General features: G+C 63.7%; 8 protein-coding genes, 2 tRNA genes and 3 rRNA genes. 7 read left to right on the top strand and 6 right to left on the bottom strand.

All coding sequences use genetic code 11. The features are described from left to right. The first annotated feature begins 49 nt into the window (after positions 1-49). Positions 50-700, top strand: coding sequence for a glutathione S-transferase family protein (locus ACEI37_RS09330; RefSeq protein WP_373376448.1), 651 nt, complete (start codon positions 50-52; stop codon positions 698-700). A 50-nt stretch (positions 701-750) separates the two neighbouring features. After that, entirely contained in the window at positions 751-1,725 is a 975-nt protein-coding gene (locus ACEI37_RS09335) for a pyridoxamine 5'-phosphate oxidase family protein (RefSeq protein ID WP_373376449.1), read from the top strand. Between the two features lie 34 nt (positions 1,726-1,759). Here ACEI37_RS09335 and ACEI37_RS09340 read toward each other — a convergent pair whose 3' ends face one another. Continuing rightward, positions 1,760-2,212, bottom strand: a complete 453-nt coding sequence (locus ACEI37_RS09340) for a hypothetical protein (RefSeq protein WP_373376450.1) — start codon at positions 2,210-2,212, stop codon at positions 1,760-1,762. A 127-nt stretch (positions 2,213-2,339) separates the two neighbouring features. Further along, the gene (locus ACEI37_RS09345) at positions 2,340-3,935 is read right to left on the bottom strand and encodes an exonuclease domain-containing protein (protein WP_373376451.1); all 1,596 of its coding nucleotides are present in this window, start codon (positions 3,933-3,935) and stop codon (positions 2,340-2,342) included. Positions 3,936-4,421: 486 nt separating this feature from the next. On the opposite strand from ACEI37_RS09345, the gene ACEI37_RS09350 reads away from it, so the two are divergent. The 5 genes from ACEI37_RS09350 (at position 4,422) to rrf (ending at position 9,585) form a co-directional block, all read left to right on the top strand. Then, a 16S ribosomal RNA gene (locus tag ACEI37_RS09350) occupies positions 4,422-5,951 on the top strand. 62 nt (positions 5,952-6,013) lie between these two features. After that, positions 6,014-6,090: transfer RNA gene (locus ACEI37_RS09355), tRNA-Ile, on the top strand. 10 nt (positions 6,091-6,100) lie between these two features. Further along, positions 6,101-6,176: transfer RNA gene (locus ACEI37_RS09360), tRNA-Ala, on the top strand. Positions 6,177-6,475: 299 nt separating this feature from the next. Then, positions 6,476-9,357, top strand: a 23S ribosomal RNA gene (locus ACEI37_RS09365). 115 nt (positions 9,358-9,472) lie between these two features. Next, a 5S ribosomal RNA gene (gene rrf, locus ACEI37_RS09370) occupies positions 9,473-9,585 on the top strand. The 16S, 23S and 5S rRNA genes sit together here with 2 tRNA genes alongside, the layout of an rRNA operon. A gap of 86 nt (positions 9,586-9,671) precedes the next feature. Here the strand turns inward: rrf and ACEI37_RS09375 are convergent. The 4 genes from ACEI37_RS09375 to ACEI37_RS09390 form a co-directional block, all read right to left on the bottom strand. After that, entirely contained in the window at positions 9,672-10,820 is a 1,149-nt protein-coding gene (locus ACEI37_RS09375; RefSeq protein ID WP_373376452.1) for an MFS transporter, read from the bottom strand. 226 nt (positions 10,821-11,046) lie between these two features. Next, positions 11,047-12,054 (bottom strand): tripartite tricarboxylate transporter substrate-binding protein, encoded by a 1,008-nt coding sequence (locus ACEI37_RS09380; protein ID WP_373376453.1) that lies wholly within the window; start codon positions 12,052-12,054, stop codon positions 11,047-11,049. A gap of 145 nt (positions 12,055-12,199) precedes the next feature. Further along, a complete protein-coding gene (locus tag ACEI37_RS09385) occupies positions 12,200-14,923 on the bottom strand; it encodes a molybdopterin-dependent oxidoreductase (RefSeq protein ID WP_373376454.1) in 2,724 nt (907 codons plus the stop codon). A 38-nt stretch (positions 14,924-14,961) separates the two neighbouring features. Then, positions 14,962-16,203 (bottom strand): NAD(P)/FAD-dependent oxidoreductase, encoded by a 1,242-nt coding sequence (locus ACEI37_RS09390; RefSeq protein WP_373376455.1) that lies wholly within the window; start codon positions 16,201-16,203, stop codon positions 14,962-14,964.

Below are 16,203 nucleotides of genomic sequence, written 5' to 3' on the forward strand. Positions count from 1 at the left end.
TGTCGCCGGCCCCGAGAATCCGTCCATACCAACCGCTCAGGAGAGTGCCATGCAACAGACCAATTCCCCCGCCGTGCCCGCCAGGCCGCTGGTGTTGTACCGTTCGCCGCTGTCCGGCCACGCACATCGCGCCGAACTGATGCTGGGGCTGCTGGGCCTGCCTTACCGGCTGGTGGACGTCGACCTGCGCGGCGGCGAGCAGCGCAGCGAGGCCTTCCTGCGCCTGAACCCGTTCGGCCAGGTGCCGGTGCTGGACGACGACGGCGTGGTGCTGGGCGATTCCAACGCGATCCTGGTCTACCTGGCCACGCGCTATGACGACGGCCGCTGGCTGCCGCGCGATCCGGTCGGTGCCGCCCGCGTGCAGCGCTGGCTGTCGGTGGCGGCCGGCGAGATTGCGTTCGGCCCGGCCGCCGCGCGCCTGGGCGTGCTGTTCGGGCGCCCGGTGCCGATGGAAGACGCCGTCGCCCGCGCGCAGCGGCTGTTCACGCTGATGGAGTCCGTGCAGGCCGGGGGCTCCTTCCTCGCCGCCGATCACGCCACCATTGCCGACGTGGCCGCCTACAGCTACATCGCCCGCGCCGAGGAAGGCAACGTGCCGCTGGCGCCGTACCCGGCGCTCGGTGCCTGGCTGCGCCGCGTCGAGGCATTGCCCGGCTTCGTGCCGATGGTGGTATCGAAGCCCAGCCTGGCCGCCTAGCCCTTGCATCCGGCGAGCGCCAAGCCATTTCCGTTGCGAAGGAGCAAACCATGGACCTGCCCACCTGGCCGCATGCCGGCCTGCCATTCCACGCCGGCGAACTCGCGGCACAGCAGCGCGCCGGCAAGCGCGAGCGCATGGCCGCGGCGGGTCCGCGCGTGATCCGCGGCGAGATGCCGGAACAGCACCGCACGTTCTTTGCGCAACTGCCGTTCCTGCTGGCCGGCGCGGTCGATGCCGACGGCATGCCGTGGGCCACGCTGCTGGTCGGACCGCCCGGGTTTGCGCAGACGCCGGACGCCACGCACCTGCGCATCGACGCAGTGCCATTGCCCGGCGATCCGCTGGCCGCGGCGCTGGAGCAGGGCGCCCGCATCGGGCTGCTGGGCATCGAGCTGCCCACGCGCCGGCGCAACCGCATGAACGGGATCATCGTGGCGCGCGATCAGGTGGGGCTGACGGTCGAGGTCGAGCAGAGCTTCGGCAACTGCCCGCGCTACATCCAGCTGCGCGACGTAGCCGCTGCCGAGCCTGCCGCCGCGCCCGCGACATGGCACGGCGACGCGCTCGACGCGCATGCCAGTGCCTGGCTGCGCGGCGCCGATACACTGTTCATCGCGTCCAGCCATATCGCGTCGCCGCAAGACGAGGGCGAGCACGCAGGGGGTGTCGACGTCTCGCACCGCGGCGGCAAGCCTGGCTTTATCCGCGTGGACGACGCCCATACCCTGACGTTCCCGGATTTCAACGGCAATAACTTCTTCAACACGATCGGCAACTTGCTGGCCGATCCGCGTGCGGGCATCGTCGTGCCGGATTTTGCCGACGGTTCGCTGCTGCATGTGGGCGGTCGCGCCGAGGTTATCTGGGAGGGCGAGGAACTGGCCGCCTACGCCGGCGCCGAGCGGCTGGTGCGGCTGCATGTCGAGCGCGTGGTGCGGCGCGAGCGCGTGCTGCCGCTGCGCTTCGCGTTCCGGGAATTCTCGCCGGTGCTGGCCGATACCGGCGCGTGGCCGGAACGCTGAACACGGCTGGAGCAGAGCCGGGCGATGGCCGGCTTCAGCCGCGCGCCCGGTATTTGAGCGCGGCGCAGCGCCCGGCCAGCGCGGTGATGCAACAGGCGTCGCCGCGCCATTCACCGCCGGTCACGATGCCATTGGGATCGGCCACCAGCTTGCGCTGGCATTGCCCCGGCACAGGCGTGCGCTCCATGCCGGCATCGCGCGGGCCGCTGCCTGGCGGCCGCGCGGCCGGCACGGAATCGGTCCAGACGTAGGCGGTGCCGGCGGGAAGGGCCTGTACGGCCTGAGGTGGGCCCCACTGGCGCTTCGCCTCATCGACCGGAACGCTCTTCCAGGAATCGATGACGTCTTGCATCGCGCCCGTCCCGATTCCGGCGCAGGCCGCCGCCAAACTTGCCCCCAAGGTCGCCGCGCACAGGACCGAGACGCGGGCATGCCTGCGCGCCACGGTTCGGGCGGCATACGCTACTGGGGCTGGATCGGCGGGCATGGGGACTCCACATCGGCGCGGCCGTCGGCAAGGGCCGGTCTGTGGAGACTAGTGGAGCCGTCACATCGATTGCAAGGGGCTTTTGGGGCTTGGCGTACAGATTGCCGGGGCCTGCGGTAAGGCGGACCTACTCGGCAAACAAGCCCAGGGTTTGCTGCCCTGCTGTGGCAAAGGACTTTCGTGCAGCAGGCGTCGACACCGTGCGTGCAGGACGCGGGGCTTCAGCGGCGGTCTCCGGCGCGGTCAGCGTGAAATCCCGCCGCACGGACAGGGGCACCGCGTCCGGCATCCATTGCTCCCGGCGCGGCGCCAGGATCTGGTAGGTGTCCAGGTCGAAATGCGCGGGCGCGGCGGCCAGTGCGCCGGCGTCTTCCAGCGTGTCCGCGCAGCCCAGGTAGCACCACTCGTCCACCACATGCCACCAGGCGCGCGCGCCGTGTTGCTCGCGCCAGGCCACCGGGCCGTCGAACGGCCATGGCACCAGCGCGATCGGCCCCAGCGCGGCGGCCACACGGGCACGATGTTCGCGCGACGATTCCACGCCGACGCAGGCGCCGGCGCAGCGGTGGACCTGGCGCGCAAAACAGGGGCTGCCACGTCGGGTGGTCTTTTCGAGCGACAGCGTGGCCATGCACAGGCCGTGCTCCTCGGCCAGCGCGCGCAACCGTGCCTCGGCCGCGCCACGGCTGCCGAAGACGCCGAACAGGTCGCGAGGCCGGCAGAAGTCCGTGTTGCGATCCGAGCGCAGGCGCGGCACCGGCAACTGCTGCGGCAGCTCCCAGGCGTACAGGCGGGTATTCCGGCGCAGCAACTGGTTGTGCACCGGTTGCATGGCCTTGACGAGGCGGGCTTCCAGCAGCAGCGCGCCGGTTTCGCCGCCGGTTTCGCGCCATTCGACCCGGCGCACCAGCCGTGCCAGCCGCATATCCTTGCCGTAGCGGTAGTCGCCGGAAAAATGCGCGCCGATGCGCTGGCGCAGGTGGACGCTCTTGCCGATATAGAGCGGCACGTCCTGGTCGCCATAGAAGATATAGACGCCCGGTGCCGCGGGCACGTCTTCGAGCGCGGTCTCTTCCAGGCCGGCCGGCAGGCTCGCGCGCCGCACCAGCGTGCGCACCGCCGCTTCGACCAGGTCGACCGAATAGGTGGCATGGATCTTCTGCCAGAACTGCCACAGCAGTTCGGCATCGGCCAGCGCGCGGTGCCGGCCCTTGGGCGTCAGGCCGAAGCGGGCGATCAGCGCGTCCAGGCCATGGCGCTCGACCGATGGATACAGCGAGCGCGAGAGCCTGACGGTGCACAGCACGTCGGCCCGGAACGTCACACCGGCACGCCGGAACGCATTCTTCAGGAAGCCGTAGTCGAAGCGTGCGTTATGGGCCACGAACAGGCGGCCCTGCAGGCGCTCGGCGAGCGACTCGGCCAGGGATTCGAAGGTGGGCTGGCCGCGCACCATGTCGTCGCTGATGCCGGTCATGCGCTGGATAAACGGCGGGATCGACATGCCGGGGTCGAGCAGGGTCTCCCATTCGACAATACCGTCGGGGCCCACTTCGACCACGCCGATCTCGGTGATGCGGTCACGCTGGGCGTCGGCGCCGGTGGTCTCCAGATCGACAAAGACAATAGGACGCGACAGTGCGGCGGCCAGCGACTGGGCGTCTAGCAGGCGGGTACCGTCCGCTGGCAGGCGCGACGGTTGATAGGTAGGCAGGTCAGGCATTTGCCGATTTTAAGGGGCCGCCGATGGCGGCACGAAGAAGTTTTCAAATACCCCTTGCCAACCCCGCCGCGCTCGCTTACTATTCGCCCCCTCGCAACACGACGCGGTCCCTGCAAGGCAGGCGCAGCAAGGGTTGCGGGGTTGGCCGGAAGGTTGGCGCAGCGAGGTTTGCAGCGCTGACGGCAGCAAAAAAGATTGCTGCAAACGGTTGACGAAACGAAGAAAGCTCTGCATAATCTCGTTTCTCTGCTGCAGACAACGCAGCGCGCTGAACGGCAAAGCCGGGTGGCGAAGTTCTTTAACAAGCAAACAACCGATAAGTGTGGGCGCTGGGTAGCGGACGCCGCTGTCTCCGGACAGTGCTGCTTCAAGTTATACAGTGCTCGCACAGCAAAACGTGACTGGGTCTTCGGATCTGGTCAGTCAGTTTTCTGAGAGTGAGCGACCGCTCGAAAGAGCGAGGACCTTCGGGTCCACACAGAGATTGAACTGAAGAGTTTGATCCTGGCTCAGATTGAACGCTGGCGGCATGCCTTACACATGCAAGTCGAACGGCAGCGCGGGCTTCGGCCTGGCGGCGAGTGGCGAACGGGTGAGTAATACATCGGAACGTGCCCTGTCGTGGGGGATAACTAGTCGAAAGATTAGCTAATACCGCATACGACCTGAGGGTGAAAGCGGGGGACCGTAAGGCCTCGCGCGATAGGAGCGGCCGATGTCTGATTAGCTAGTTGGTGGGGTAAAGGCCTACCAAGGCGACGATCAGTAGCTGGTCTGAGAGGACGATCAGCCACACTGGGACTGAGACACGGCCCAGACTCCTACGGGAGGCAGCAGTGGGGAATTTTGGACAATGGGGGCAACCCTGATCCAGCAATGCCGCGTGTGTGAAGAAGGCCTTCGGGTTGTAAAGCACTTTTGTCCGGAAAGAAATGGCCTGGGCTAATACCCCGGGTCGATGACGGTACCGGAAGAATAAGCACCGGCTAACTACGTGCCAGCAGCCGCGGTAATACGTAGGGTGCGAGCGTTAATCGGAATTACTGGGCGTAAAGCGTGCGCAGGCGGTTTGATAAGACAGGCGTGAAATCCCCGAGCTCAACTTGGGAATGGCGCTTGTGACTGTCAGGCTAGAGTATGTCAGAGGGGGGTAGAATTCCACGTGTAGCAGTGAAATGCGTAGAGATGTGGGAATACCGATGGCGAAGGCAGCCCCCTGGGACGTCACTGACGCTCATGCACGAAAGCGTGGGGAGCAAACAGGATTAGATACCCTGGTAGTCCACGCCCTAAACGATGTCAACTAGTTGTTGGGGATTCATTTCTTCAGTAACGTAGCTAACGCGTGAAGTTGACCGCCTGGGGAGTACGGTCGCAAGATTAAAACTCAAAGGAATTGACGGGGACCCGCACAAGCGGTGGATGATGTGGATTAATTCGATGCAACGCGAAAAACCTTACCTACCCTTGACATGCCACTAACGAAGCAGAGATGCATTAGGTGCCCGAAAGGGAAAGTGGACACAGGTGCTGCATGGCTGTCGTCAGCTCGTGTCGTGAGATGTTGGGTTAAGTCCCGCAACGAGCGCAACCCTTGTCTCTAGTTGCTACGAAAGGGCACTCTAGAGAGACTGCCGGTGACAAACCGGAGGAAGGTGGGGATGACGTCAAGTCCTCATGGCCCTTATGGGTAGGGCTTCACACGTCATACAATGGTGCGTACAGAGGGTTGCCAACCCGCGAGGGGGAGCTAATCCCAGAAAACGCATCGTAGTCCGGATCGTAGTCTGCAACTCGACTACGTGAAGCTGGAATCGCTAGTAATCGCGGATCAGCATGCCGCGGTGAATACGTTCCCGGGTCTTGTACACACCGCCCGTCACACCATGGGAGTGGGTTTTGCCAGAAGTAGTTAGCCTAACCGCAAGGAGGGCGATTACCACGGCAGGGTTCATGACTGGGGTGAAGTCGTAACAAGGTAGCCGTATCGGAAGGTGCGGCTGGATCACCTCCTTTCCAGAGGCTTGTGTCTCAAGCCTAGCGTTCACACTTATCGGTTTGTTTGCTGTTACAGCCAAGGGTCTGTAGCTCAGGTGGTTAGAGCACCGTCTTGATAAGGCGGGGGTCGTAGGTTCAAGTCCTACCAGACCCACCAAGTTATCCGAGGGGGATTAGCTCAGCTGGGAGAGCACCTGCTTTGCAAGCAGGGGGTCGTCGGTTCGATCCCGTCATCCTCCACCACTACCTCTAATTGAGTGAGTACGGATACCTGGAGTTGGTTGTCAAAGGAAAGCGCTTGCTGAGTGCTTTCCTTTGGCATTGCCAAGCGATCGCAAGATCGGCTGTTCTTTAACAATATGGGATGTAGTAAAGGTGTCGCGAGCGTTGATGAGACGCTGCAGTACAAACGCGATACCGGGTTGTGATTGTATCAACCAAATGTATTTTAAAGTGATCGAAAGATGACTTGGAATACGGCACAAATGCGAGAACTCAACCTGTAGCGACTGTTTCGAGCGATCGAGACACACTCGTTATAGGGTCAAGCGAACAAGTGCATGTGGTGGATGCCTTGGCGATCACAGGCGATGAAGGACGCGGTAGCCTGCGAAAAGCTTCGGGGAGCTGGCAAACGAGCTTTGATCCGGAGATGTCCGAATGGGGAAACCCGGCCCGAATGGGTCATCATCCCACACTGAATTCATAGGTGTGGGAAGCGAACGCGGCGAACTGAAACATCTAAGTAGCTGCAGGAACAGAAATCAACCGAGATTCCCAAAGTAGTGGCGAACGAAATGGGAAGAGCCTTGTACTCTTTAGCAGTGGTGTTAGCAGAACGGGATGGAAAGCCCGGCCATAGCAGGTGATAGCCCTGTATGCGAAAACACGATTGTGGAACTAGGTGTACGACAAGTAGGGCGGGACACGTGAAATCCTGTCTGAAGATGGGGGGACCATCCTCCAAGGCTAAATACTCGTGATCGACCGATAGTGAACCAGTACCGTGAGGGAAAGGCGAAAAGAACCCCGGGAGGGGAGTGAAATAGATCCTGAAACCGCATGCATACAAACAGTCGGAGCCCTTTCGGGGGTGACGGCGTACCTTTTGTATAATGGGTCAGCGACTTACATTCAGTGGCAAGCTTAACCGGTTAGGGAAGGCGTAGCGAAAGCGAGTCCGAACAGGGCGTTGAGTCGCTGGGTGTAGACCCGAAACCAGATGATCTATCCATGGCCAGGTTGAAGGTGCGGTAACACGTACTGGAGGACCGAACCCACTAACGTTGAAAAGTTAGGGGATGAGCTGTGGATAGGGGTGAAAGGCTAAACAAATCTGGAAATAGCTGGTTCTCTCCGAAAACTATTTAGGTAGTGCCTCGTGTCTCACCTTCGGGGGTAGAGCACTGTCATGGTTGGGGGGTCTATTGCTGATTACCCCGCCATAGCAAACTCCGAATACCGAAGAGTGCAATCACGGGAGACAGACATCGGGTGCTAACGTCCGGTGTCAAGAGGGAAACAACCCAGACCGCCAGCTAAGGTCCCCAAATATAGCTAAGTGGGAAACGAAGTGGGAAGGCTAAAACAGTCAGGAGGTTGGCTTAGAAGCAGCCACCCTTTAAAGAAAGCGTAATAGCTCACTGATCGAGTCGTCCTGCGCGGAAGATGTAACGGGGCTAAGCTATATACCGAAGCTGCGGACGCACGCAAGTGCGTGGTAGGAGAGCGTTCTGTAAGCCTGTGAAGGTGTCTTGTAAAGGATGCTGGAGGTATCAGAAGTGCGAATGCTGACATGAGTAGCGATAAAGGGGGTGAAAGGCCCCCTCGCCGTAAGCCCAAGGTTTCCTACGCAACGTTCATCGGCGTAGGGTGAGTCGGCCCCTAAGGCGAGGCAGAGATGCGTAGCTGATGGGAAGCAGGTTAATATTCCTGCACCGTCGTATGATGCGATGGGGGGACGGATCGCGGAAAGTTGTCCGGGTGTTGGAAGTCCCGGTCCCTGTAGTGGAGAAGGCGCTTAGGCAAATCCGGGCGCGTAATTCAAGGCTACGGGGCGAGCGGCCTAGTGCTGCGAAGCAATTGGAAGTGGTTCCAAGAAAAGCCTCTAAGCTTCAGTCATACGAGACCGTACCGCAAACCGACACAGGTGGGCGAGATGAGTATTCTAAGGCGCTTGAGAGAACTCGGGAGAAGGAACTCGGCAAATTGGTACCGTAACTTCGGGATAAGGTACGCCCTGGTAGCTTGACTGGCCTGCGCCAGAAGGGTGAAGGGGTTGCAATAAAATGGTGGCTGCGACTGTTTAATAAAAACACAGCACTCTGCAAACACGAAAGTGGACGTATAGGGTGTGACGCCTGCCCGGTGCCGGAAGATTAAATGATGGGGTGCAAGCTCTTGATTGAAGTCCCGGTAAACGGCGGCCGTAACTATAACGGTCCTAAGGTAGCGAAATTCCTTGTCGGGTAAGTTCCGACCTGCACGAATGGCGTAACGATGGCCACACTGTCTCCTCCCGAGACTCAGCGAAGTTGAAGTGTTTGTGATGATGCAATCTCCCCGCGGCTAGACGGAAAGACCCCATGAACCTTTACTGTAGCTTTGCATTGGACTTTGAACCGATCTGTGTAGGATAGGTGGGAGGCTTTGAAGCGTGGACGCCAGTTCACGTGGAGCCGTCCTTGAAATACCACCCTGGTTTGTTTGAGGTTCTAACCTTGGCCCGTGAATCCGGGTCGGGGACAGTGCATGGTAGGCAGTTTGACTGGGGCGGTCTCCTCCCAAAGTGTAACGGAGGAGTTCGAAGGTACGCTTGGTACGGTCGGACATCGTACCTAAAGTGCAATGGCAAAAGCGTGCTTAACTGCGAGACCGACAAGTCGAGCAGGTGCGAAAGCAGGACATAGTGATCCGGTGGTTCTGAATGGAAGGGCCATCGCTCAACGGATAAAAGGTACTCTGGGGATAACAGGCTGATACCGCCCAAGAGTTCATATCGACGGCGGTGTTTGGCACCTCGATGTCGGCTCATCTCATCCTGGGGCTGTAGCCGGTCCCAAGGGTATGGCTGTTCGCCATTTAAAGAGGTACGTGAGCTGGGTTTAAAACGTCGTGAGACAGTTTGGTCCCTATCTGCCGTGGGCGTTGGAATCTTGACGGGGGCTGCTCCTAGTACGAGAGGACCGGAGTGGACGTACCGCTGGTGTACCTGTTGTCTCGCCAGAGGCATCGCAGGGTAGCTATGTACGGAAGAGATAACCGCTGAAAGCATCTAAGCGGGAAACTCGCCTGAAGATGAGGATTCCCTGGAGGCTTGACCTCCTTGAAGGGTCGTTCGAGACCAGGACGTTGATAGGCTGGGTGTGGAAGCGCAGTAATGCGTTAAGCTAACCAGTACTAATTGCCCGTAAGGCTTGATCCTATAACCAGTGTGTTTCACACGGGTAGAGCGATCGCCTTGTGCCTCGATACACGCACAACCAACACTACATCCCGATTCGTGACGCTGTCCACAGACAGCGCCACAACCCCTCATGCCTGGTGACCATAGCGAGCTGGAACCACCCCTTCCCATCCCGAACAGGACCGTGAAACAGCTCCGCGCCGATGATAGTGCGGATTCCCGTGTGAAAGTAGGTCATCGCCAGGCTCTTATTGTGCAAAACCCCTCGACAGCGTGTGCTGCGAGGGGTTTTGTCTTTGGCGCGGCCAAAACGTTGCGCTCGCATTTTCTTGCTACACCTCCCGACGCCGTGCCGTGGCACTGCCGATGGCACCAGCCAGGCAGATTCCACCGAGTAACGCCGCGGCAGGCGTGACACCGTCGGTTGCCGACGCGCTTGCAGCGACCGGCAACAGCATCAATACGGCCACGTTATTGAGGCTTTCCGACACCGCCAGCACCTTTCCTTTGTTTGCGCCGGCCCTTTGCGCGAGGATGGCGGTGCTCGCAGGTGCCGCGATCCCCAGCGCAGTTCCCCAGGCCAGCAGACATCCCAGCGCCGCGGGCAGCCCGACGGCAGTCGTCAGGAACAATGTCATGGACGCGGCCACAACCATGGTGGCTGCAACCAAGGTGTTCTCTTGGCGCTGGTAACGCCGGCTGCAATATCCCGCCAGCATATTGCCGATTCCCAGCCCCACACCGAATACGGAAACGGCAATGCCGACGGCTCCAACCTCCAGTTGATATCGCATCCGCAACACTTCGCCCGCAAAGACATAGCCCGCTACTGCGCTGCCGTTCCATGCCCCTTTTGCGAATAGAAGGAGGAAGATGCCAGCGTATGCCTTCTCGTTGGAAGGCAATGACTCAGCCGCGCGGGCGTACGGCAAAGCGCGGGGAATCACATGCCAGCCTGTTGCGAAGACCGCCAGGCAACTGACGGCGATTACCAGAAACGGCGCGCGCCACCCCCAGGCCTCCGCCAGCAAACCGGCCACCGCGGGACCAGCCGCAATCCCCGCCGTCATGCCAAGCATGACGCCACCCATGGCGCCGGCTTGTCTCGCCGGCGGAATCCGGTCGGCAATCAGGGCGAACACGGTCGGGATCGTCGCGGCGGCGGCCAGGCCGCCAAGGATTCGCAGCGCCATTGCCGCCTGCAGTGTCGGCACCAGCGTCAGCGCAATGCTATCCATCGCGAACAGCAGCATGGCAGCGAGCAGCACCCTGCGGCGTCCGGCCCGATCCGAGAGCCAGCCCATCAGCGGCGCCGCCGCGGCGTAGGAGAAGGCGTAGGCCGAGACCAGTCCCGACACATGCGCCGGGGACGTGTTGAAGGCCGAGGCGAGCGGGGCCAGCATCGGTGCGAGCATGAACTCCGCGGCCCCAACCATGCAGACGGCAAGGGCCAGGACGGGCAGAAGAAACGGCGATGGCATACGGGAACTCCGGGTGAGATGACGGACCGCCGAAGCGCGCGCCGAGACGGCAACGCGACGGCATCGATGGCTAAAACCAGCTAAATCGGGGAATTGAGCGGCGCCGCAGAGCCGGGCGCAGACAGAAGCGGTGCGCGGGGGCACCAGTCAGGCGGACTGGGCGGACCAGGAAGGTCCGCCCGGAAGATGGAAGATTTTAACGTATTGCCAGGAAAGGAGTGCGGGCTTAGTCGGCCTCGACCTTCATCGACTTCAGCAGCGGCTGCCACTTGTCGCTTTCCGCCTTCAGCAGCGTGCGCAGGCCATCCGGCGTCTGCTTGTCGACCGGAACGATTTCCGCGCCGAGTCCGTCCAGCTTTTTGATCACGGCCGGATCCTTCAGCCCCTTCTGCAATGCCTTGGTCAGGCGATCGACGGCGGCCCGCGGTGTGCCCCTGGGCGCGTAGATGCCATGCCATACCTTGACGTCAAAGCCTTTCAGGCCGCCTTCCTGCAACGTCGGGGCCTGCGGCAGCGCCTTGATGCGTGCCGGCGTGGTAACGCCGAACAGGCGCACCCGATCGGCCTGGATATGCGGCAGGGTGGCCGTGGTCTGATCGCACAGCAGGTCGACCTGGCCGCCCAGCAGCGCGGTCAGCGCAGGGCCCGCGCCCTGGTAGGGGATGGCGTTCAGCTTTACGTGCACCGATTGTTCGAACAGCAGCCCGCAAAGCTGGGACACGGCGCCCAGGCCGGCATTGGCCAGCGACACCTTGTCCTTGTTCTGTGTCACGTACCGGATCAGTTCCGGCACCGTCTTCGCCGGCAGATCCTTGCGACCCATCAGCGTCATCGGCACGTCCGCCACCTGGCCGACGTAGTCGAAGTCCTTCAGCGGCGCATACGACAGCTTCTTGTACAGCGCCGGCGCGGTCGCCATGCCGTTGTGGTGGATCAGCAGCGTATAACCGTCGGGCTGCGCGCGGGCGACGAAGGCGGCGGCGACTGTGCCGCCGGCTCCGGTGCGGTTTTCCACCACGATGCTCTGGCCAAGGTCTTGCGACATGGCTTGCGCCAGCGTGCGCGCGACGACATCGGTCGGGCCGCCGGCGGAGTAGGGCACGACCAGGGTGATCGGCTTGGCCGGATAGGCATCGGCCGCTGCCGCGCCTGAGGCGCCTGCCATCGCCGAAGCCATTACCAGCATGCCCGCCAGCCATCGTGGCCCGGCGAGCCGATACTTCGCATCCTTCATTGCTGTCTCCAGATAGGTGCCGCGCCGTGGGTCCGGGGCGGCTTGTCAGGGTTGCGCGGCTAGCATGGCGGCAAGCCGCGGCGACAGCAATCTGGTTCTCGTGAAGGATGCCTAATGCATGGCGAAAGATCAGCCTGGCAAAAGCTCAGGCCGCTTCGGCCACGCGCACCTCTACCAGCAGTTTTTTCAGTTCCGGCACGCATGAGCCGCAGTTGCCGCCGGCCTTGACGCAGGCCGTGATCTCCGCAGGCGTCTTCAGGTCATGCTTGCGCACGGCATCGCAGATGGTATTGCGCCCCACGCCGAAGCAGGAGCACACCGTCGGGCCGGTGTCGGCGCCTTTCTCCATCGGCTGCCCAAGCAGCAGCCCGATGCGGTCGGCGTCTTCCAGGCGCTCGCGACCGAACAGGCCGGCAAGCCAGGCGCGCGACGGCAGCTCAGGGCGCGTCGACACATAGACGCAGGCCTCGAGCCGGTCGTCGACCACGTGGCCCGCGTGGTACACGCCCGCGGCGCGGTCCTCGTATTCCAGCCAGTCGGCGTCCGGATCGGTCACGCCGAGCAGCGCGCGGGCCCAGGCGGTGCGGTCGGCGACGGTGTCGCGGCCGGCAAATTCATAGCGCTGGAACTGGCGGCCCTGCACGCGCGTCCAGTAGGTCAGCGCTTCGGCCGGCAGCGCGCGGCGGCTCAGCATGAAGCCATGCCAGTGCACGCCGAACGGCTCGATCCGCACCGGCGTGTGCTTGAACTCGGGCTCGCCGGAAACGGGATCGACCACCGGATTGACCAGCGCGCCGACGCGCGCGTCGGAACTGAACTGTCCGTTCCAGTGGATCGGCACGAACACGCTGCCGCGCGGAATGCCGCCGCCATGCCGCACGCGAGCGACCATCGCGCCCCAGCGGGTGCTGACGCGCGCGAGCTTGCCTTCGCCCACGCCGCACAACAGCGCGTCCTGCGGGTGCATGTCGACAAAGGGCTCGGGCAGGTGGTCGGCGAGCTTGGCCGACTTGCCGGTGCGCGTCATGGTGTGCCACTGGTCGCGCACGCGGCCGGTGTTCAGGATCAGCGGGAAGTCGTCGTCGGGCGCATGGGCCGGCGCGCGCGGCGGCGTGGCGACAAAGCGGGCGCGGCCGTCGGTGTGGGCGTAGCGGCCATCGCCGAACAAGCGCCGCGCATCTTGCGCGCCTTGCGCGGGCACGGGCCACTGCACCGGTTCCAGCGCGTCATAGCGCACGGGATCCAGGCCGGCCAGCCCGCCGATATCGAACGCGCGCGGCGCGTCATCATTGCGCCATGCACTCAGGCGCGCGTGTTCGTCGAAGATCTGGTGCGGCCCGGCATAGTCGAAGCCGCTGAAGCCCATGCGGCGTGCCACTTCGCACAGGATGTCCCAGTCGGCGCGCGCTTCGCCCGGCGCCGGCAGGAAGGCGCGCTGGCGCGAAATGCGCCGCTCCGAGTTGGTGACGGTGCCGTCCTTCTCGCCCCAGCCCAGCGCGGGCAGCAGCACATGCGCGGCGGCGTTGGTGTCGGTGCGCTCGATGATGTCGCTGCTGACCACCAGTTCGCACCTGGCCAGCGCGCGGCGCACCTGGTCGGCGTCGGGCAGGCTCACCACCGGGTTGGTGGCGATCACCCAGACCGCCTTGACGCGGCCGGCTTCGATGGCCTCGAACAGCTCCACCGCCTTCAGGCCAGGGCGGTCGGCGATCGCCGGCGATTGCCAGAAGCCCTGCACCACGTCGCGATGCAGCGGGTTGGCCAGCTCCATATGCGCGGCCAGCATGTTGGCCAGGCCGCCGACCTCGCGCCCGCCCATCGCGTTGGGCTGGCCGGTCAGCGAGAACGGGCCCATGCCCGGCTGGCCGATCCGGCCGGTGAGCAGGTGGCAATTGATGATGCTGTTGACCTTGTCGGTGCCGGCCGACGACTGGTTGACGCCCTGCGAGAAGGCGGTCACGGTCTTTCCGGTCTGCGCGAACAATGCGTAGAAGTCCAGCACGTCCTGCAGATTCAACTTGCAGGCGCGGGCCACGGCAGCCGGATCGGCGCAGGCGGCGTCAGCGGCCTGCAGGGCTTCATCCAGCCCCGCGGTGCTGGCGGCGACGAAGGCGGCGTTGGCATGTCCTTCACGCGCCAGGTAACTCAGCAGCCCGTTGAACAGCCACACGTCGGTGCCCGGCCGGATCGCCAGGTGCAGGTCGGCCAGTTCGCAGGTGGCGGTGCGGCGCGGGTCGATCGCCACGATCTTCATCTCAGGGCGCGCTTCCTTGGCGCGGGACAGACGCTGGAACAGGATCGGATGGCACCACGCGGTGTTGGAGCCCACCAGCACCACCAGGTCGGCCAGTTCCAGGTCTTCGTAGTTGCCCGGCACCAGGTCTTCGCCGAACGCGCGCTTGTGGCCGGCGACGGCCGACGACATGCACAAGCGCGAGTTGGTGTCGATATTGGCGCTGCCGATAAAGCCCTTCATCAGCTTGTTGGCGACGTAGTAGTCCTCGGTCAGCAGCTGGCCCGAGACGTAGAGCGCGACCGAATCCGGGCCATGGCGGCGGATGATGTCGGTGAAGCCCTGCGCCACGGTGTCGAGCGCACGGTCCCATGACACCTGCTGCAAGCGGCCCTCGGCATCGCGCAGCTTGGGATGGAGCAGGCGGCCCTCCAGGTCGACCGTTTCGCCCAGCGCCGAGCCCTTGACGCAGAGCCGGCCCTGGTTGGACGGATGCTGCGCGTCGCCCGCGATCTCGACCTGGCCGTCGGCGCGCACCGAGGCACGCACGCCGCAGCCGACGCCGCAGTACGGGCACGTGGTGGCGGTGGTAGTGGTCAGGGTTGCGGATACAACCGGGATGTCGGACAGGTTCACGCGTTCTCCGTGCGGGGGCGTTATATGCTTGGGTGACGCTAGGCAGCCAGCGCTTCGCACTGCGCCTTGCCGAACAGCAGGCGCTGGCGCAGCGCCGCCACCGGCGTGCGTTGCTGGATCAGCTCGAAGTACCAGGCGCCGTCCTGCACGTCGCCGTACAGCACCGCGCCGACCAGGCGCCCGTCCTGCAGCACCAGGCGCTTGTAGACGCCGCGGCGCGCGTCCCGCAGCACCAGGTCTTCGCTGCCTTCGCCGCCGATGAAGTCGCCGGCGGAGTACAGGTCGACACCGGTCACTTTCAGCTTGGTGGCGGTGGCCTGCTGCACGTAGCGGCGATGGCCGGCACCGGCCAGGTGTGCGGCACAGACGCGCGCCTGGTCCCAGATCGGCGCGACCAGCCCGAAGGTGGCCTGACGATGCTGCACGCACTCGCCGACGGCATAGATGCGCGGATCGTAGGTCTGCAGCGTGTCGTCGACGACGATGGCGCGCTCGCAGTGCAGCCCGGCGCCGGCGGCCAGTTCGATATTGGGGCGCACGCCGGCGGTCATCACCACCAGGTCGGCAGGGATCTCGCTGCCGTCCTTGAAGCGCACCCCGGTGACGCGTTCGCTGCCGAGGATCTCTGCGGTTTGCGCGCTCAGCAGGAAGCGCAGGCCTTTGCGTTCCAGCGCGCCCTTGAGCAGCGTGGCGGCGGGCTTGTCGAGCTGGCGCTCCATCAGGCAGTCGGCCAGGTGCACCACGGTCACGTCCATGCCCTGGCGCAGCAAGCCGTTGGCCGCCTCCAGTCCCAGCAGGCCGCCGCCGATCACCACCGCGTGGCGATGGTTGCGCGCGGCCTGCAGCATGGTCTCGACGTCCTGGATGTCGCGAAACGCGATCACGCCGTCGAGCTGGTGGCCCGGCACCGGAATGATGAACGGCTTCGAGCCGGTGGCCAGCAGCAGGCGGTCATAGCGCACCTCGCGTCCCGAGGCGGAACGCACCACGCGGCGCGGCCGGTCGATCGAGACCACGGGATCGCCGGCGAGCAGCTCGATGCCGTTCTCTTCGTACCACTCGCGCGTGTTCAGCATGATGTCCGCCACCGTCTTTTCGCCGGCCAGCACGGGCGACAGCAGGATGCGGTTGTAGTTGCCGTGCGGCTCGGCGCCGAACACCGTGATGTCGTACAGATCCGGCGCCAGGCGCAGCAGTTCCTCGACGGTGCGCATGCCGGCCATGCCGTTGCCGACGACGACCAGGCGCGGCCGGGCTTGAGGGTTGGCGGAAGGCGTCAT

The sequence above is a fragment of the Cupriavidus nantongensis genome, assembly GCF_041726985.1.
Taxonomy (GTDB): domain Bacteria; phylum Pseudomonadota; class Gammaproteobacteria; order Burkholderiales; family Burkholderiaceae; genus Cupriavidus; species Cupriavidus nantongensis_A.